The organism is Pseudomonas sp. AN-1 (assembly GCF_034057115.1).
Classification (GTDB): Bacteria; Pseudomonadota; Gammaproteobacteria; order Pseudomonadales; family Pseudomonadaceae; genus Geopseudomonas.
The window spans coordinates 995,717-1,014,502 of the sequence record NZ_CP139195.1; the positions used below are offsets into that span (position 1 = coordinate 995,717).

At 66.6% G+C, this 18,786-nt stretch carries 13 protein-coding genes; 7 read left to right on the forward strand and 6 right to left on the reverse strand.

Features of this window, described 5'->3' with window-relative positions; translation table 11 throughout:
- Nucleotides 1-17: 17 nt before the first annotated feature.
- The 3 genes from SK095_RS04440 to SK095_RS04450 all read right to left on the reverse strand — a co-directional run bounded on the left by SK095_RS04440 (nt 18) and on the right by SK095_RS04450 (nt 4,463).
- On the reverse strand, nt 18-1,319 hold the full coding sequence (locus tag SK095_RS04440) for a sigma-54 dependent transcriptional regulator (protein ID WP_320548020.1): 1,302 nt from the start codon (nt 1,317-1,319) through the stop codon (nt 18-20).
- Between the two features lie 182 nt (nt 1,320-1,501).
- Entirely contained in the window at nt 1,502-2,086 is a 585-nt protein-coding gene (nfuA, locus tag SK095_RS04445; protein ID WP_136488601.1) for a Fe-S biogenesis protein NfuA, read from the reverse strand.
- Between the two features lie 106 nt (nt 2,087-2,192).
- On the reverse strand, nt 2,193-4,463 hold the full coding sequence (locus SK095_RS04450) for a fatty acid cis/trans isomerase (protein ID WP_320548021.1): 2,271 nt from the start codon (nt 4,461-4,463) through the stop codon (nt 2,193-2,195).
- A gap of 135 nt (nt 4,464-4,598) precedes the next feature.
- Here SK095_RS04450 and SK095_RS04455 point away from each other — a divergent pair, with 135 nt between their 5' ends.
- Both SK095_RS04455 and metH read left to right on the forward strand, forming a co-directional pair.
- Nucleotides 4,599-5,984, forward strand: coding sequence for an IS4 family transposase (locus SK095_RS04455; protein WP_320546382.1), 1,386 nt, complete (start codon nt 4,599-4,601; stop codon nt 5,982-5,984).
- A gap of 210 nt (nt 5,985-6,194) precedes the next feature.
- On the forward strand, nt 6,195-9,905 hold the full coding sequence (metH, locus tag SK095_RS04460; protein ID WP_320548022.1) for a methionine synthase: 3,711 nt from the start codon (nt 6,195-6,197) through the stop codon (nt 9,903-9,905).
- A gap of 83 nt (nt 9,906-9,988) precedes the next feature.
- On the opposite strand, the gene SK095_RS04465 is transcribed toward metH, so the two are convergent.
- Complete coding sequence (locus tag SK095_RS04465) at nt 9,989-10,285, reverse strand: DUF1883 domain-containing protein (RefSeq protein WP_136488604.1); 297 nt, start codon at nt 10,283-10,285, stop codon at nt 9,989-9,991.
- A gap of 106 nt (nt 10,286-10,391) precedes the next feature.
- On the opposite strand from SK095_RS04465, the gene SK095_RS04470 reads away from it, so the two are divergent.
- From SK095_RS04470 to SK095_RS04490, 5 genes are all read left to right on the forward strand, one after another.
- Nucleotides 10,392-10,967 (forward strand): hypothetical protein, encoded by a 576-nt coding sequence (locus tag SK095_RS04470; protein ID WP_201485875.1) that lies wholly within the window; start codon nt 10,392-10,394, stop codon nt 10,965-10,967.
- 228 nt (nt 10,968-11,195) lie between these two features.
- Nucleotides 11,196-11,597: a GFA family protein gene (locus SK095_RS04475; RefSeq protein WP_136488606.1), complete on the forward strand. Its 402-nt coding sequence runs from the start codon at nt 11,196-11,198 to the stop codon at nt 11,595-11,597.
- A 179-nt stretch (nt 11,598-11,776) separates the two neighbouring features.
- Nucleotides 11,777-12,841 carry a DUF4105 domain-containing protein gene (locus SK095_RS04480; RefSeq protein WP_320548023.1) on the forward strand — a complete coding sequence of 355 codons (1,065 nt, stop codon included), beginning with the start codon at nt 11,777-11,779 and terminating at the stop codon, nt 12,839-12,841.
- 43 nt (nt 12,842-12,884) lie between these two features.
- Nucleotides 12,885-15,131, forward strand: a complete 2,247-nt coding sequence (locus SK095_RS04485) for a patatin-like phospholipase family protein (protein ID WP_320548024.1) — start codon at nt 12,885-12,887, stop codon at nt 15,129-15,131.
- A 46-nt stretch (nt 15,132-15,177) separates the two neighbouring features.
- Nucleotides 15,178-16,593, forward strand: coding sequence for a DUF2252 domain-containing protein (locus SK095_RS04490; protein ID WP_320548025.1), 1,416 nt, complete (start codon nt 15,178-15,180; stop codon nt 16,591-16,593).
- Between the two features lie 40 nt (nt 16,594-16,633).
- Here SK095_RS04490 and SK095_RS04495 read toward each other — a convergent pair whose 3' ends face one another.
- Together SK095_RS04495 and SK095_RS04500 are read right to left on the reverse strand one after the other, a co-directional pair.
- Nucleotides 16,634-17,677, reverse strand: coding sequence for an aliphatic sulfonate ABC transporter substrate-binding protein (locus SK095_RS04495; protein ID WP_320548026.1), 1,044 nt, complete (start codon nt 17,675-17,677; stop codon nt 16,634-16,636).
- An 11-nt stretch (nt 17,678-17,688) separates the two neighbouring features.
- Complete coding sequence (locus tag SK095_RS04500) at nt 17,689-18,777, reverse strand: hypothetical protein (protein ID WP_201485880.1); 1,089 nt, start codon at nt 18,775-18,777, stop codon at nt 17,689-17,691.
- Nucleotides 18,778-18,786 lie beyond the last annotated feature (9 nt).

Genomic DNA, 18,786 nt, shown 5'->3' on the forward strand with positions numbered 1-18,786 from the left:
GCTTTACATGGTGGCGGTCAGCGGATGCCGTGCTTGCTCAGCAGGCGATAGAAGGTGGGACGGGACACGCCGAGCGCCTTGGCGGCGCGGCTGAGGTTCTGCGAGTACTGCAGCAGCACATCGCTGAGCGCCTGCTTCTCGGCCTGCAGCTTGTAGTCTTCCAGGCTGATGTCGGCCTTGTGCGCCGCGACCGCGCGCTGGAAGCCCAGATCCTCCGCCTCGATCAGATTGCCCTCGGCGAGGACCAGGCCACGCCGCACCCGGTTGGCCAGTTCGCGCACGTTGCCCGGCCAGTCGTAGTCACACAGCGCCTTCAATGCCGCATCGCTGAAGGGCCGCGGACGCCGGCCGACCTCCTCGGCATACAACCTGGCGAAATGCCGGGCCAGCGCCGGAACGTCCTCCAGACGCTCGCGCAGCGGGCTGGTGCGCACCTGCAGGACGTTCAGGCGATAGTAGAGGTCCTCGCGGAAACGTCCACGCTCCACGGCCTGCTCCAGGTCGACGTGGGTGGCCGCCAGCACGCGGACATTCACCTTGATCGGCTGGCTGCCGCCGACCCTCTCGATCTGCCCTTCCTGCAGGAAGCGCAGCAGGTTGGCCTGCAGGTCCATCGGCAGGTCGCCGATCTCGTCGAGGAACAGCGTGCCGCCATCCGCCGACTCGATCCGGCCGATCTTGCGCTGATGGGCACCGGTGAAGGCCCCCTTCTCGTGGCCGAACAGTTCGGACTGGATCAACTGTTCGGGAATGGCCCCGCAGTTGATCGCCACGAAGGGCTCCCTGGCCCGTCGCGAAAGCCGGTGCAGGGCATGAGCCACCAGCTCCTTGCCGGTGCCGCTTTCGCCGCGGATCAGCACGGGCGAGTCGGTGGGGCCCAGCTTGGTCAGCAGCGTGCGCAGTTCGCGCATGGTCGCCGTGTTGCCCAGCAGCCGGTCGTCATCGGCCCTGAGCTTCTCGGGCCTGCGCAGCATGGCCATGCCCAGGGCGTGCCCCAGCGTGGCCTGGAACAGGTCCAGATCGAGCGGCAGGGTGTAGTAGTCGAAGAACCATTCGCCGATGAGGGAGCCAAGGCTCCCATCCAGCGGCACCCCCGGCGCCAGCACGGCAACCCACAGGGCGGGGTTGTGGCTGACCAGGTCACGCACCTCCTCCAGATCATCGAGCGCAAGGTCGAGACGGATGATCCCGACCTCCGCCCGCTGCTCGAAGGCTTCATCGAATGAACAGGCCGTTACCTCCCAGCCGGCATGCTGCAGTTTGGAAACAAGGGGCTTGAATTCGTTCGAAGTGTCGACAACGAGGAGTCGACGAAGCATTTGATTGTGCATGTTCCATCCTGGTTATTCGCTAATAATCTCTGAAGAGACATCGGCGCTGCTGGAATGAAACTAGCAAAGGGGAAGACGGGAGCTTAGATGGTTTTGTGATAATCGAAATTACAAAGGGCGGATATCCGCCCTTTGTGATTTTTCACTGCAATATCCGGAAAATGGGCTACTCAGTAGTAGGCATTTTCCTTATTGGTGTGGTCGGTGACATCGCGCACGCCCTTCAGTTCGGGGATGCGTTCCATCAGGGTCTTCTCGACGCCGTCCTTGAGGGTCATGTCGACCATGCCGCAACCCTGGCAGCCGCCGCCGAAGCGCAGGATGGCGACGCCTTCGTCGTCGATGTCGACCAGCGAAACCATGCCGCCGTGGCTGGCCAGCCCCGGATTGACCTCGGTCTGCAGGTAGTAGTTGATGCGCTCGGGCAGCGGGCTGTCCTCGTTGACCATCGGCACCTTGGCGTTCGGCGCCTTGATGGTCAGCTGGCCACCCATGCGGTCGGTGGCGTAGTCGACCACGGCGTCCTCGAGGAAGGGCACGCTGACCGCATCCAGCCAGGCGGTGAAGTCCTTCAGCGCCAGGGCGGTATCCTCGGGCTTCTGCTCGTGCGGCTTGCAGTAGGCGATGCAGGTCTCGGCGTACTGGGTGCCCGGCTGGGTGATGAACACGCGGATGCCGATGCCCGGGGTGTTCTGCTTCTCCAGCAGCTCGGCCAGGTAAGCCTGGGCGGATTCGGTGAAGGTGATGGCGCTCATGGGAACTCCTTGCAGGTATGCGCGCAGTGTACGCCATGCCGGGGCGCGGATAAAGTCCCAGCATTTTGGTAGGAATAAGGCCGGCAGCACCTTTCTCCCGACGCCCTCACAGGTTCTGATAGCGATTCATGTCCAGCACCCCCGCCTCCACCGGCTTGGTTTCGCGGATGTGCGCGGCCAGGTCGTGGAAAAGGCTCCAGAAGCGCGGATCGCTGCGGCGCACGCCCCAGCGCTGCACGATGCGCTCGAAATCCTCCACCGCCTCGGCCTGTTGCAACGAGGCGACGAAGGCGCCCACCTCCCCTTCACGCAGGCTGAACAGGAAGTTCGGGTAGCTGCTCAGCACTTCCGGGTACAGGGTCAGGGTGTCCTTCTCCGGCTGGTAGCGCAGCGACTCGCCGAGCATGAAGGCCACGTTGCTGTGCGCACGGTTGCGCAAGAGGCTGTAGACCTCGCGCCCGCCGCCATCCAGCTCGACGCGCAGCAGGGTCGCCTCGGGCAGGAACCCGATGGCCTTCAACTGCGCCAGCGGCCGGGCCGCCAGCGCGCTGAGGCGCTGGTCGATCTGCTGCACGGCGGAATTGGCAGTGGGCCGGTAGCAGCGCCCGTCGCGGCAGCGGTTGAGCGGGTCGGGCCGCGCGTTCAGCGTGCCGTAGCGTTCCAGCAGGCGCGCAGCGAAGGCTTCCTTGGGATCGCCCGGTGGCAGGACCAGGCCGCTGGGCGTGTCGCTGTCTATGCGTTCGTAGTTCAGCCACACCTTGAGCAGGCCGCCATCCTGGTACCAGTCGTGCAGGATCGCCCGGCGCTCGCCCGGCGGCATCAGGCGCAGGAAGTTCTGCTCGGCGCCGTTGCGGATCAGGTCGAAGTACAGACGCGTCTGCGCCTGGTGGGAGACGTTGCCGAACACGTCGAAGTTGACCACCAGCGCGTAGTAGGTGCGCTCCAGCAGCGGGAAGTCCAGCCACCACAGGGTCTGCGGCACGGCACCGATCAGGCCTTTGCGCACCGAGGCGCTGTCATGCTGGCGGAAGATGCTCAGCAGCGCGTTGTCGTTGCCGGCCCAGATGTGCGACCAGCTCGGATACGGCGTGTGCGAGTAGGCCTCGCGGCGCGCCGCCTCGTAGTCGCCCAGCTTGCTGCGGTAGCGGTGCCAGACCAGCGGCAGGCGGGCCAGATCGTCCTCCTGCCCCGGCAGCGCCAGCAGCGGCGTGACCTTCTCGCGGTAGTCGGCATCCTGCAGATAGAGGTCGTGGGCGGGGGCCTGGAACAGCGTCCAGAAGTGGTCGCGGATCACGTCGGTGGCGATCTGCCCGCGGCACACCGGGCCGCGGATGAAGGTGCGCACGAAGTATTCGGCATCGTCCAGCATGAACTGGTAGCGCGCTCGGGCCGGGATGGCGGCGAAGGTCTCGAACGGGTTGGCACGGCGCTGCGGGCCGTAGCCGGGCAGCGCCTTCGCCACCCAGTCGCCGCTGAAGAACAGCTCCTCGATCCGCCTGAGCTTGTGGGGACCCAGCGCGTAGGTGATGTGGGTCTTGTGCACGATCACGCCCTGAATCGGCCGCAGGCGGTAGTGGAAGCTGGTGCCGGGGTCATCGTTGGGCCGCCGGGTGGCGATCACGTCCACCGCCTCGCCACTGGGGGTGCGCGAGCGCACCAGCTCGAAGAAGCGCCTGCTTTTCCCCTGGTCGAAGTACAGGTGGGCGAGGAACAGGTGCTCGTACAGCCAGCGCGCCACCAGCTGCTCGCGGGCGCCGGGGCGGTTGAGCAGCGCCTCCCACGCGGCGACCTGCGCCGCCTCGGAAGCGCTGGCGACCACCGGCTCGCCATCCAGGGGCGCACCCTCGGCCAGCCAGCGGCGCAGGGTGGCGTACTCGCCGTCGCTCAGGCCGCTGACGGCGAAGGGCATGCCGGCGCCGGGGTTCCTGCGGGCGAAGTCGTCGAACTGCTCGGGCGTCGGACACTGGTTGTCGCGGTAGATGCCGATCTCCAGATCCTCCGGCAGCTTCGCGCCGGGTATGGGCGCATGGGTGCGGCCCAGCTCGAGCATCCGGGCCACCAGCGCGGCATCGCCGCCGCCCAGCACCGAATGGAAGCCCTGCGCCCGCCAGCCGGCTTCCGTCTGCGCATCGACGAACAGCCGCGTGGTGGCGTCGGCCTCGATGCGCTTGCCGTTGTACACCGGCACCTTCGAGGCGCCGCGCTGGATACCGGTGGCGCTGCCCAGGTTGAGCTGGCAGGGCGCGTCGTAGCAGGCATGGCAGGCCACGCACTTCTGCGTGAGGATCGGCTGCACGTCGCGAGTGAAGGACACCGGCGCGGCGGACAGCGGCAGGCTGAGCAGCAGGCTGGCCAGCAGCAGGAGGAAGATGGGCATGAGGCTGTCCGTGGCGGGCGATGGAGGATTCTAGCCGTTTGCCCAGCGCTCTGGTGTCTGATCGTGCCCACGCTCCGCGCTCGTCGTTATACACAAGTTCAGTCACCATCTTAGGTTTTCCGAGGGAGTACAGGGATGTCATCCGCGAGCTGGGCTGAGGAAGAGATGCGCACGGCAAACCTGGGCGATGAGCGATTGAATGCGCGTGTCGCCAAGCTGCTGGAGCAGTTGGGTGCAGATCCACGCAACAGCATTCCTACCGCTTGCCGGAGCTGGGCGGAGACGATGGCGGCCTACCGTTTCTTCGATAACGAGAAGGCCACTTTCGAAACAGTTTTGGCCCCCCATCGGGATGCCACCTTGCAGCGCATGGAGTGCTGCCCCGTGGTGCTGTTAGCCCAGGACACGACCGAGCTAGACAAGTGGGTGAATCTGGGCCCCAAGGGAGTGGGCACCATCAAGGAGAGGCAGAAGCATCCCCGCCGACTCCATCCGACCGTGGCATTCACACCGGAGCGGGTTTGTCTGGGCGTGGTGGCGGCCGAGTGGTGGCAGCGTGATGAGCCAAGCCCACGCAAGGAGCGGCGCGGAAAAGGAGTGGACGAGAAGGAAAGTCGACGCTGGATCGACAGCTACCAGAGCAGTTGTGCGCTACAGGGGCAGCTCCCGCAAAGCCAGGTCGTCAATCTCGCCGACGCCGAAGGTGATCTGTACGAGTGGTTCGTCGAGTATGAAGACGTCGCTGCGACGACACGGGCGCAATGGATTGTGCGCGCAGCACAGGATCGCCGCGTGCTGGGCGGTGCTGCCGACAAGCTGTGGGCCTCTGTGGCGGCGACGCCAAGCCTGGGGCAAGTCGAGGTTGAGGTACGGGCGCGCCCGAAACGTCCCGCCCGCCTGGCGCAGGTCACTCTGCGCTCTGCCAGTCTCACGCTGCAACCACCGTCCCGCGTCGGGCATCGCTTGCCTGAGGTCATGATCAATGCCGTCCTGGCTTGCGAGGAGCACCCGCCGGAGGGCGTCGAGCCGTTGGAGTGGTTGCTGCTGACAAGCCTGCCGGTGGAAGGCCTGGCCCAAGCCGTTACAGTCGTCGAATGGTATGCCGTGCGCTGGTGTATCGAGGTTTACTTCCACGTTCTGAAGAATGGTTGCCAGATCAATCGACTGCAGCTGGAGACCGAAGAGCGACTACTGCCCTGCATCGGGCTTTACCTGGTCGTGACATGGCGGGTGCTGTACAGCCTGATGTTGGGGCGAAGCTGTCCAGGTCTGAGCTGCGAGCTGGTGTTCGAGGCTCGGGAGTGGCGGGCCGCCTACATGGTGGCCAAGCGTTGCATGCCGCCACAGACTCCCCCCTCGCTGGGTGAGGTCGTGATGCTGATAGCCAGCCTGGGCGGCTATTTGGGGCGCAAGCACGATGGGCCACCCGGGCCCAAGGCAATGTGGACCGGGCTGCAGCGGTTGCGGGACTTTGTCATCGCTTTTGAGGCCCGCGACGCGCTCACCGGGACTTGTGTATAACGACGAGCGCTCCGCGTGGGCACGCAGCGCCGGCCGCTCCGGCGGCCGATGGACGCAGAGCGTCCAAGGATCCGGTTCCCACGCGGAACGTGGGAACCATCAGACCCCGACAACATGAACAAAATTCATGGCCACCCCCTCCCCGCTCCAGAACCATGCAGCTTTGCTATCATGCCCGCCTTCACGATCCACCCTGTCCAGGTAGTCCCCATGTCCGACCGCGCCGCCCGCCTCCAGGCCCTCCAGCAAGCCCTCAAGGAACGCATCCTGATCCTCGATGGCGGCATGGGCACCATGATCCAGAGCTACAGGCTGGAAGAAGAGGACTACCGCGGCGAGCGCTTCGCCGACTGGCCGCAGGACGTCAAGGGCAACAACGACCTGCTGCTGCTGACCCGTCCGGACGTGATCGGCGCCATCGAGAAGGCCTATCTGGACGCCGGCGCCGACATCCTCGAGACCAACACCTTCAACGCCACCCGCGTCTCCCAGGCCGACTACGGCATGGAGGAACTGGTCTACGAACTGAACGTCGCCGGCGCCCGCCTGGCCCGCCAGGTCGCCGACGCCAAGACCGCCGAGACCCCGGACAGGCCGCGTTTCGTCGCCGGCGTGCTCGGCCCGACCAGCCGCACCTGCTCGATCTCCCCGGACGTCAACAACCCCGGCTACCGCAACGTCACCTTCGACGAGCTGGTGGAGAACTACACCGAGGCCACCCGCGGCCTGATCGAGGGCGGCGCCGACCTGATCCTGATCGAGACGATCTTCGACACCCTCAACGCCAAGGCGGCGATCTTCGCGGTGCAGCAGGTGTTCGAGGAAGACGGCGTCACGCTGCCGATCATGATCTCCGGCACCATCACCGACGCCTCCGGGCGCACCCTGTCCGGGCAGACCACCGAGGCGTTCTGGAACTCGGTGCGCCACGCCCAGCCGATCTCCGTGGGCCTGAACTGCGCCCTTGGCGCCAAGGACCTGCGCCCGTACCTGGAAGAGCTGGCCACCAAGGCCGAGACCCACGTCTCCGCCCACCCCAACGCCGGCCTGCCCAACGCCTTCGGCGAGTACGACGAGACACCGGCCGAGATGGCCGTGGTGGTCGAGGAATTCGCCGCCAGCGGCTTCCTGAACATCGTCGGCGGCTGCTGCGGCACCACCCCGGCGCACATCCAGGCCATCGCCGAGGCGGTCGCCAAGTACCCGCCGCGCGCCATCCCGGTCATCCCCAAGGCCTGCCGCCTGGCCGGCCTCGAGCCGTTCACCATCGACCGCAGCTCGCTGTTCGTCAACGTCGGCGAGCGCACCAACATCACCGGTTCGGCCAAGTTCGCCCGCCTGATCCGCGAGGAAAACTACGCCGAAGCCCTCGACGTCGCCCGCCAGCAGGTGGAAGCCGGCGCCCAGGTGATCGATATCAACATGGACGAGGGCATGCTGGACTCGAAGGCGGCGATGGTCACCTTCCTCAACCTGATCGCCTCCGAGCCGGACATCTCCCGCGTGCCGATCATGATCGACTCCTCCAAGTGGGAGGTGATCGAGGCGGGCCTGAAGTGCATCCAGGGCAAGGGCATCGTCAACTCGATCTCCATGAAGGAAGGCGTCGAGCAGTTCAAGCACCACGCCCACCTGTGCAAGCGCTACGGCGCCGCCGTGGTGGTGATGGCCTTCGACGAGGTCGGCCAGGCCGACACCGCCGCGCGCAAGCGCGAGATCTGCCAGCGCAGCTACGACATCCTGGTCAACGAAGTCGGCTTCCCGCCGGAAGACATCATCTTCGACCCGAACATCTTCGCCGTGGCCACCGGCATCGAGGAGCACAACAACTACGCGGTCGACTTCATCGAGGCCTGCGCCTACATCCGCGACCACCTGCCCTATGCCCTGTCGAGCGGCGGCGTGTCCAACGTGTCGTTCTCGTTCCGCGGCAACAACCCGGTGCGCGAGGCGATCCACTCGGTATTCCTCTACCACGCGATCCGGAACGGCCTGACCATGGGCATCGTCAACGCCGGCCAGCTGGAGATCTACGACGAGATCCCCGCCGAGCTGCGCGACAAGGTCGAGGACGTGGTGCTCAACCGCCACGAAGGCAGCACCGAGGCGCTGCTGGCCATCGCCGACCAGTACAAGGGCGACGGCAGCGTCAAGGAGGCCGAGACCGAGGAGTGGCGCAGCTACGACGTCAACAAGCGTCTGGAGCACGCGCTGGTCAAGGGCATCACCACCTTCATCGTCGAGGACACCGAGGAAGCGCGCCAGCAGTGCGCGCGGCCCATCGAGGTGATCGAAGGCCCGCTGATGGCCGGCATGAACGTGGTCGGCGACCTGTTCGGTGCCGGCAAGATGTTCCTGCCGCAGGTAGTGAAGTCCGCACGGGTGATGAAGCAGGCGGTGGCCCACCTGATCCCCTTCATCGAGGCCGAGAAGGGCGACAAGCCGGAAGCCAAGGGCAAGATCCTCATGGCCACCGTGAAGGGCGACGTACACGACATCGGCAAGAACATCGTCGGCGTGGTGCTCGGCTGCAACGGCTACGACATCGTCGACCTTGGCGTGATGGTGCCGGCGGAGAAGATCCTGCAGACCGCCATCGCCGAGAAGTGCGACATCATCGGTCTGTCCGGCCTGATCACCCCGTCGCTGGACGAGATGGTCCACGTCGCCAAGGAAATGCAGCGCCAGGGCTTCAGCCTGCCGCTGATGATCGGCGGCGCCACCACCTCCAAGGCGCACACCGCGGTGAAGATCGAGCCGCAATACAGCAACGACGCCGTGGTCTACGTCACCGACGCCTCGCGCGCGGTCGGCGTGGCCACCACCCTGCTGTCCAAGGAGCTGAAGACCGACTACGTCGCCAAGCTGCGCACGGAGTACGCCGAGGTCCGCGAGCGCACCGTCAACCGCAGCGCGCGCATCGAGCGCCTGAGCTACCAGGCCGCGCTGGCCAACCGCCCGCAGTTCGACTGGGCCGGCTACCAGCCGCCGGTGCCCTCCTTCACCGGCGTCAAGGTGCTGGAGGATATCGACCTCGAGGTGCTCAGCCAGTACATCGACTGGACGCCGTTCTTCATCTCTTGGGACCTGGCCGGCAAGTTCCCGCGCATCCTCACCGACGAGGTGGTCGGCGAAGCGGCCACCAGCCTGTACAACGACGCCCAGGCGATGCTGAAGAAGCTGATCGACGAGAAGCTGATCAAGGCCCGCGCCGTGCTCGGCTTCTGGCCGGCCAACCAGGTCGCCGGCGACGACCTGGAAGTCTACGGCGCGAGCGGCGAGAAACTGGCCACCCTGCACCACCTGCGCCAGCAGACCATCAAGCCGGATGGCAAGCCGAACCTGTCGCTGGCCGACTTCGTCGCGCCGAAGGACTCCGGCGTCACCGACTACGTCGGCGGCTTCATCGTCACCGCCGGCATCGGCGCCGAGGAGCTGGCCAAGGCCTACGAGGCCAAGGGCGACGACTACAACAGCATCATGGTCAAGGCGCTGGCCGACCGCCTCGCCGAAGCCTGCGCCGAGTGGCTGCACGAGCAGGTGCGCAAGGACTACTGGGGCTACGCCCGGGACGAGGCCCTCGACAACGAGGCGCTGATCAAGGAGAAGTACCAGGGCATCCGTCCGGCCCCGGGTTATCCGGCCTGCCCGGACCATACCGAGAAGGGCACCCTGTTCGCCCTGCTCGACCCGCAGGCCGAGACCGGCAAGCCGGGCCAGAGCGGCGTGTTCCTCACCGAGCACTACGCCATGTTCCCCGCCGCCGCCGTCAGCGGCTGGTACTTCGCCCACCCGCAGGCGCAATACTTCGCCGTCGGCAAGGTCGACAGGGACCAGGTGGAGAGCTACAGCAAGCGCAAGGACCAGGAGCTGGCCGTGACCGAGCGCTGGCTGGCGCCGAATCTGGGTTACGACTCCTGAGTGATTACGCCGTAGAAGCCATGAGGCCCGCGCAAGCGGGCCTCATGCATTCAGGAGCAGCACATTGAACCGCGGACGGGAGTTCAATGCGCCCCCTTCGCCCGCCGAATCCTGATCGAATACTCCAGCTTCGGCTTGCGCGTCACGCTGATCGGGCGGCGGGTGACGGTGTCGAGGGTGATGTTCCAGAAGCCGTCACCCGGCACGCGGATCTTCGCCGGGAAACGATCGAAGTGGCCGCCGATGTAGTTGTGCCGGGCGCCGTTCTTGAAGGCGCGGAAGTTGGCGTCGTTCATCAGGCGGATGTTGCAGGGCTGCGAGCTTTCGATGATGACCAGGTCGTCCTCGTTGAGCTGTTCGCGTTGATGGATGAATTTCATGGTGATTCCAGAGCACGTTGCAAGGCGCGGAACATAGCACGAAGCCGCAGCTTTCGCTCCGTCGCAGCGGTTAAACTCGCCTCCCCCTCCACGCCAACCGCGAGCCATGAACCTGCAGCGCCTCTTCAAACTGACCGTATGGCTGGCCGGCCTGTGGCTGGCGTGGATCGTGCTGACTCCGGCTTCCAAGGCGCCGCCGGTGAGCGGCGACCTGGCTGGCGGCCAGCTGCGGATCGGCGATCATCGCGTTGAAGCGCTGCAGCCCTTCCAGCTCGAGGAGGCGCTGGTGCTGGGACGCGAGGACTACCGTTTCGACCGCGGCGCCCAGGTCTCGCCCACCGACCTGGCGCTGGGCTGGGGCCCCATGGCCGATCCGGGCCTGTCCGGGCAGATCGAGATCCGCCAGAGCAACCGCTGGTATTACTGGCGAGCCGACGAGCTGCCCATCCCCCGCCGGGAGATCGAGAGGCACAGCGCCAACATGCACATGATCCCGGCCAGTGCCGCGGTAGCCGCCACGCTGGACAGGCTGCAGGCGGGCGCGCGTATCCGCCTGTCCGGCCAGCTGGTGCGTGTCGAGGGCGATGACGGCTTCCAGTGGGTCAGCTCCCTGAGCCGGGAGGACACCGGCGCTGGCGCCTGCGAGCTGGTCTGGGTCGAGCAGCTGACCGTGCTGCCCTGACCCGGACGCCCGGAAACAAAAAGCCCCGCTCGGTGGCGGGGCAAACAGGGGAAACTCTCAGTTCGTTCAGCGTACGCAGGCGAGCGTGAAGATTTCGTGAGGCGGATGTCGGCAAGATGAGAAAACGTGCAGCCGGAAGGCTTCCGGACGATCTTCGCCGGCTGCCGGGGCCGCGGTAAGCTGCACGACGCAAACGCCCGTCCTGTCCCTACCCACAAGGAGAGTCCCATGCTCGAAGGCAGCTGCCTGTGCAACGCGGTCCGCTACGAAATCCACGGCGAACTCGGTCCCATCGTCATGTGCCACTGCTCGCGCTGCCGCAAGGCCAACGGCTCGGCATTCGCCACCAACGCCTCGGTGAGCACCAGCGCGTTCCATCTCGTCCAGGGGCAGGAAGCGCTGGCCGAATACCAGTCCTCGCCGGGCGTGTTCCGCGTGTTCTGCGGCAAGTGCGGCTCGCCGCTGTACAGCCGTCGCCCGGGGCAGCCGGAGCTGCTGCGCCTGCGCATCGGCACGCTGGATACGCCCATCGCCGGCAAGCCGACCGCGCACATCTTCGTCGGCTCCAGGGCCGAGTGGTGCGAGATCCACGACGACCTGCCGCAGTACGCCGAGCGCCCCGCCTCCTGAACGCAGCCCCGCAGGCCTTGGTCGAGCCTGCGGGGTGGACAGGCCGGGGAAACCCGCCACACTTTCACTGACCTGTCCTGCTGGCCTGCACCGCCGCGCGTTGTCCCGGCGCGGCAACCTGTCAGCGGTGCGCCCGGTCTGCAGCAGCGGAGATGCTTCACGATCAGGGCGGAGGCCCCATGCGCAAGACTCCGATCCGCATTGCCACCTTTCTCGGCCTGCTCCTGCTAGGCCTGCTGGTCCTTGCCGCCGGCGTCTGGGGCGCGCTGGCCCTGCTCTACGCGGGGCCGCGCGACGAGCCCCTGCGCAATGCCCTGGCTGCCGGCGTCGCCCTTGCCACGCTGCTCGCCCTCGGCGCCCTGCCGCTGCACCGCTGGCGGCGGACGATGCTGGGCTGCTACCTCACCCTGTTCGTCGTCCTGCTGGTCTGGTGGCACGGCATCGAGCCCTCCAACCAGCGCGACTGGCTGGCGGACGTCGCCGTGCTCCCCCATGCCAGCATCGAAGGCGACATGGTCACCGTGCACGACATCCGCAACTTCGACTATCGCAGCGAAACCGACTTCACCCCCGCCTGGTACGACCGGCGCTTCGACCTGCGCCAGCTGCAGGGGGTCGATCTGGTCGCCGTGTACTGGATGGGCCCGGCCATCGCCCACATCTTCCTCAGCTTCGACTTCGGCAAGGGCGACCACCTGGCAGTGTCCATCGAGACGCGCAAGGAAAAGGGCGAAGGCTACTCGACCCTCAAGGGTTTCTTCCGCCAGTACGAGCTCTACTACGTGGTGGCCGACGAGCGCGACGTCATCCGCCTGCGCACCAACTACCGGCACGACCCGCCGGAGGATGTCTACGTCTACCGCCTCAAGGGCGATCTCGACAACGGCCGGCGCCTGTTCCTCGAATACATGCAGCGCATCAACGAGCTGCACGAGCGCCCCGAGTTCTACAACACCCTGACCACCAACTGCACCACCACCATCTGGATGAACACTCGGGTCAACCCCAGCCACCTGCCGTTCGACTGGAGGATCCTGGCCAGCGGCTACCTGCCGGAGTTCCTCTACGAGCAGGGACGCCTGGACAGCCGCGGCCTGCCGTTCGCCGAACTGCAGCAGCAGGTCCACGTCAACGCCCGGGCGCAGGCCGCGGACAGCGCCGCAGACTTCTCCAGGCGTATCCGCGAGCCGGGCCGGGCTTCACCCGCCGGCGTAGCGGACGATGACATCGACACCGGACAGTGAGCGAAACCACCACTCAGGACCAGCGCAACAGGGGAAAATGGGCATGCCACTTCGTGAATGGATCGTCCTCGTCGCCTTGGCCCTGACGATGGCCACCATGCCGCCCGCCCTGGCCGTGCCGGCGGACAGCATCGCCGCCGCCCGGCCGGAAGGCAGCACGAAACGCCCACGGATCTGCCTGGTCCTCTCCGGCGGCGGCGCGCGGGGCGCGGCGCACGTCGGCGTGATCAAGGTGCTCGAGGAGTACCGCGTGCCGGTCGACTGCATCGCCGGCACCAGTATGGGCGCCCTGGTCGGCGCCGCCTACGCGACCGGCACCTCCACGGCGGAGATGGACACCATCCTCAACACCATCTCCACCGAGCTGCTGTTCAAGGAGGACCCGCCACGCCAGGAACGCTCCATGCGCCGCAAGGAGGACGACTACGGCATCCTGTTCACCCCCGAAGTCGGCCTGGACAACGGCCAGGTCAAGTTCGGCAAGGGCGTGGTCACCGGCGTACAGCTGGAAACCGTGCTGCGCCGGCTGTCCAAGGCCAAGGGCCACTACCGCTTCGACGCGCTGCCGATTCCCTACCGGGCCGTGGCCACCGACCTGGTGACCGGCAAGGCGGTGGTGTTCAACCAGGGCGAGCTGGCCAACGTGATGCGCGCCAGCATGTCGGTACCCGGCGCGGTGGCGCCGGCGGAGTTCGACGGCATGATCCTGGTCGACGGCATGCTCACCAGCAACCTGCCGATCCAGACCGCGCGCGAGGAGATGGGCGCCGATATCGTCATCGCGGTGAACGTCGGCACCCCCCTGCTCACCCGCGAGCAGCTCAGCGGCATCTTCGGCGTCACCGGGCAGATGCTCAGCATCCTCACCGAGCAGAACGTGCAGGCCTCGCTCGCCACCCTGCAGCCGCAGGACATCCTCATCTCCCCCGACCTCGGCGACTTCTCGACCGGCGACTTCGACCACCTGGAGCAGATCGCCCCGATCGGCGAGGCGGCGGCGCGCCAGGTCGCCGACCGCCTCGCCCGGCTGTCCCTGCCGGCCGCCGAGTATGCGGCGCTGCGCCAGGGCCAGACCATCGCCGTGGCGCCGGACCTGCGCCCGGTCGACGAGATCCGCTTCGAGAACCTCAAGCGCGTCAATCCGAAGACCGCCCAGGCGGCCATGGACACCAGGCCCGGCGAGCAGATCGAGCAGGACACCCTCGACAGCGACATGCGCCGCATCTACGGCACCGGCGACTTCGAGCACGTCAACTACCGCTTCATCGAGGAGCCCGGCAAGCGCATCCTCGCCGTGGACGCCGTGGAGAAATCCTGGGGCCCCAACTACCTGCGCTTCGGCCTGGGACTGTCCAGCGACTTCAGCGGCGATGCGTTCTTCAACATCCTCGGCAGCTACCGCAAGACCTGGATCAACGACCGCGGCGCCGAGTGGCGCACCGACGTGCAGCTCGGCCACACCAGCGGCCTGTACACCGAGTTCTACCAGCCGTTCAGCGCCACCAGCCGCTTCTTCATCGCACCGCATGCCGCCATCGAGCGGCGCACCGCCGATCTCTACCGCGACGACGACCGCGTGGCCAGCTACGAGATGACCTCCATGCTCGGCGGGGTGGATGTGGGCAGCCAGTTCAGCCGCTACGGAGAATTCCGTATCGGCGCCGTCGGCGGACGTCTCAAGCCGCAACTGGACACCGGCCCCGAGAGCCTGTCGCCCGGCGAGTCGCGGATCATCCAGGGGGCCTGGCGCGCCCGGCTGAAGCTCGACCAGCTCGACAGCGTGCACTTCCCCCGTTCGGGCTGGCGCGCCGGAGCCGGCATCTTCGACTCGACCGGCGCGCTCGGCGCCGACGACGAGTACACCAAGTGGGACGCCGACGGCAACGGCGCGTTCTCGTTCGGCAACCACACCCTCAACCTTGCCTTCAAGGCCGGCGACAAGATCGGCAGCAATCCCCTGCCACGCTACGACCAGTTCCAGTGGGGCGGATTCCTGACCGGCTCCGGCTACTCCACCGGCCAGTTGCTGGGCGAGCAACTGCAGTTCGGCAGGCTGATGTATTACCACCGGATCCTCGAAGGCAGCATCTTCGAAGGCGCCTACACCGGCTTTTCCCTGGAGGCCAGCCGGATCGGCAATCCGCTGGTTCCGGGCAACAGCGAAGACTGGCTCAGGTCCGCCGCCATCTTCATCGCCGCCGACAGTCCGCTCGGCCCGGTTTATTTGGGCTATGGGCGTGCGGAGGACGGCAACGACAGCTTCTATTTCTATCTGGGCAGGCCGTTCTAGGGACATGACCGCCAGCCGACCGCCGTCGACATTTGCAGGGGCAACCATGAGCAGCGAGAAGAAATCGCACAAGAAGAGCAGGACCGCGAGCCACCAGCCAGCCGAACCAGCCCCGGTATTCCGCTCCCGGGAAGAGCGCATCAACACCGGGCGAGCGCTGCGCGAGAAGATCCCGCGCAGCAGCCATGCCGCCTGGACGCCGCCGGCCAGGGGGCGCGACCCCATCGCCATTCTCGAGAAATCGAACAAGGATCGCCTGCAGGAGCTGGTGCCGATCCGCTACGGGCGCATGCTGCGCAGCCCCTTCGCCTTCCTGCGCGGTTCGGCGGCGCTGATGGCCCACGATCTCGCCATCACCCCCAGCACCGGCATCCGGGTGCAGACCTGCGGCGACTGCCACCTGATGAACTTCGGCCTGTTCGCCACGCCGGAACGCAACCTGGTGCTGGATCTCAACGACTTCGACGAAACCCTTCCCGCCCCCTGGGAGTGGGACATCAAGCGGCTGGCCGCCAGTTTCGCGGTCGCCGGACGCGACAACCGGCTGTCCGATGATGAGTCGCGGGATGCGGCCGTGGCCTGTGTGCGCGCCTACCGGGAGAACCTGCGCGAATACTCCCGGATGAGCCCCCTGGAGGTCTGGTACTCGCGCCTGGACGAGGCAACCCTGATCGAGATGGCGCCCGACGAAAAGGTGCGGAAACTGCGCCAGCAGCTCGCCGAAAAGGCCCACGAACGGGTGGTCGAAAACGTCTTCCCCAAGCTGGCCGAGCAGGTGGCCGGGCACCCCCGCATCGTCGATCAGCCGCCGATCATCTACCACGTCGCCGATCCCGAGTTCATGGACAAGGTCCATGAGGGGCTGGCGGACTACCGGGCGACGCTGTCCGACGAACGCCGTGTGCTGCTGGATCGCTATCGCCTGGTGGATGCCGCGCTGAAAGTGGTGGGTATCGGCAGCGTCGGCACCCGCTGCTTCATCGCGCTGATGTTCTCCGAAGAAAACCACCCGCTGATCCTCCAGTTCAAGGAAGCCTGTCACTCGGTCCTCGAACCCTACGCTGGGAAAAGCCGCTATGAAAACCAGGGCCAGCGCATCGTCATGGGGCAGAGGCTGATGCAGTCCTCCAGCGACATCTTCCTCGGCTGGGCACGCGGTCGGGCGGGGCGCGACTTCTTCGTGCGCCAGCTGCGGGACATGAAGATGTCCATCCCCCTGGAGGGCGTCTCAGCCACCCAGCTCAAGCGCTACGCCGGGCTCTGCGGCCTGGTGCTGGCCCGAGCCCACGCCAAGTCGGGGGATGCGGCGACCATCAGCGGCTATCTGGGCAAGAGCGATGCCTTCGACGAGGCGCTGGGCGACTTTTCCCTCGCCTATGCCGATCAGACCGCGCGGGACCATGCGGTCCTGGTGGAGGCGGTGAACTCCGGACGGCTGCAGGCGCTCATCGAGGAGGAGTAGAACCCGCACGCTGGTTCCACGACTGGGGGCCCATCGGCCCTCAGCGTTCGGTTTCCCGCGCCTTCAAGGCCTCGGTGATGACCGACACATCGAGGATGTTGCGCACGTCCACCTCCTCGGCGATGACCTGCTCTTCGAGCAGGAAGGTCACCAGATAGCCGAGGCGGCGATGGAACTCCGCGTCCTTGACCAGCGAATACCGGTAACGGGCATCCACCCAGAGGGACAGGTCGGGTGGCGGGGAGTTCTCGTGGATCGCCTCGGCCCACTCCTCCCGGATGCTCATCTCCCGCGCCAGCGCCTTGATGCCGACTTCGGGGCTCTTCTGCATGACCTTGCTGGCCATCAGTAGCGCACGCAGAAAGCGCACCGCCGCTTCACGGTTTTCCCGCAGCCATGCGCTGCGGGCCGCGTAGACCGATACCGAGGTGTAGATGCCCATGGCTCCTTCGGTGACGATGAGGCGGCCGTTCGCCTCATGCACCATCTTCTGCATCCAGGGCTCCCAGACCATGGCGGCGTCGATCCTGTTGCCGGCCAGCGCGCTCAACTGCTCCGCAGGGGGCATGTCGAGCAGTTCGACCTGGTCGCGGCGGATGCCCAGCTGGCGCAGAGTCATCATCAGCCCGAAATGCGCCGTCGAGCCGCGGAAGAAGCCGATGCGCTTGCCGGCCAGGTCGGCGACCGTTTCGATGCCGCTGCCCCGCCGGGCGACCAGGCCTTCGCCGTAGGCATTCTCCGGGTTGATGCCGACCACCACCCAGTCGACGCCCTGGGTCAGTCCGCTGATGAAAGGCACGCTGCCGATGGAAGCCACATCAATGCTCTGCTCCCGGGCAGCGGCAATCATCGGCGGCCCGGCGACGAACTTCACGAAGCTCGGCCTCAGCCCGGCCCGCTCGAACAGATGCAGGTCCCTGGCCACCAGCAGCAGCCAGTCGGTGTTCGACTGGTAACCGATGGTGATCGGCAGTGCGCCGCGCTGCGCCTGCGGAGGGCTGGCACAGGCCGCTCCCGCGCCGGTCAGGAACAGCGCGAAGGACAACAGCAGTACGGCACCTTTGCGCATCATTCGCTTGCTCATGTCTGGCCGTCTCAGCGCGAGGTCGGAATCGTCAGGATGGGCGCGGCTTCACTGCTCCTGGTCTCCACGAAGGTGAAGAGGAACATGATCGACGAGAATATCTGCTTGGAGGGGATATCCCGGTTGTCGATGTAGAACCAGTAGCCCTGGTATGGAACCGCCACGAAGGCGTCGGCCGGCTGCTGCGCAGAGCTGGCGATCCGGATCAGCGGCGGAATGGCGCCGTTGGGTCCGATGTCGCCCTCCGCGGTCGGCCGCACCCGCCGCTCCGCCACATGCGCCTCGGGCACCGAGATGAACGAGGCGATGTCGACGAGGATCTCGTAGATCGAGCGGGTCAGCAGGGCGATTTCCCGGTCGCTGCCGGCCACGGTCCCATAGCTGACCTGATACTCCCGCGCCTCGGGGTCCAGGCCGAGGATGGTCGCCACATTGCGCCGGGCGCTTTCCTCGGCGGCGGCGGTCCGCGGGCGGAAGATCATCTGCAGCTGCGCCTCGCCGTCCTGCTGCCGGACGCGCATGCCGATGTCGCCCGACGACTGCAGGCGCTCGAGGTTCGGCAGCAGGGCGTAGAATTCCGGGTTGGCCCGCCGCACGAACAGGCGACCGACGCGACGGTTGTCGACGCCGTTCACCGACTGGACCGAGGTGCGGAACACCTCCTCCACGGGGTTGCCGGCCTGGATGATGTTGAGGATCACCGAAGGCGGTATCGGCGTCATCAGCGAACGGGCGAAGCGTTCGCCGGTCATCGGCGCATAGGTGACGGTGGGGCTGTCGTTGAAGGTGGCCCCGGCCGACAGGCCCACGGAGCTGTTGATGACCGGAGCGCCGTCGGTCTGGTTGACGGCTGCGACGGCGCCGAGGCTGCGCGGGAACGAGTAGCCGGCGACGATCTGCCCGACGTCGAGGAACACCGGCGCATCGCCGTAGCGCAGCTTCACCAGGTTCAGCAGCATCTGGCTCTTCCACGAGTCGCCCACTGCGGCCGAGTAGTCCAGGCGGTCGCGCTCCACGGTGCCGGGGCCGATGCTCGTGCAGCCCGCCTGGGCCACGCAGAGCGCCGCCAGCCCCAGCGCCGCGACCGAGAGCCCTTTCATCGCCCCTCC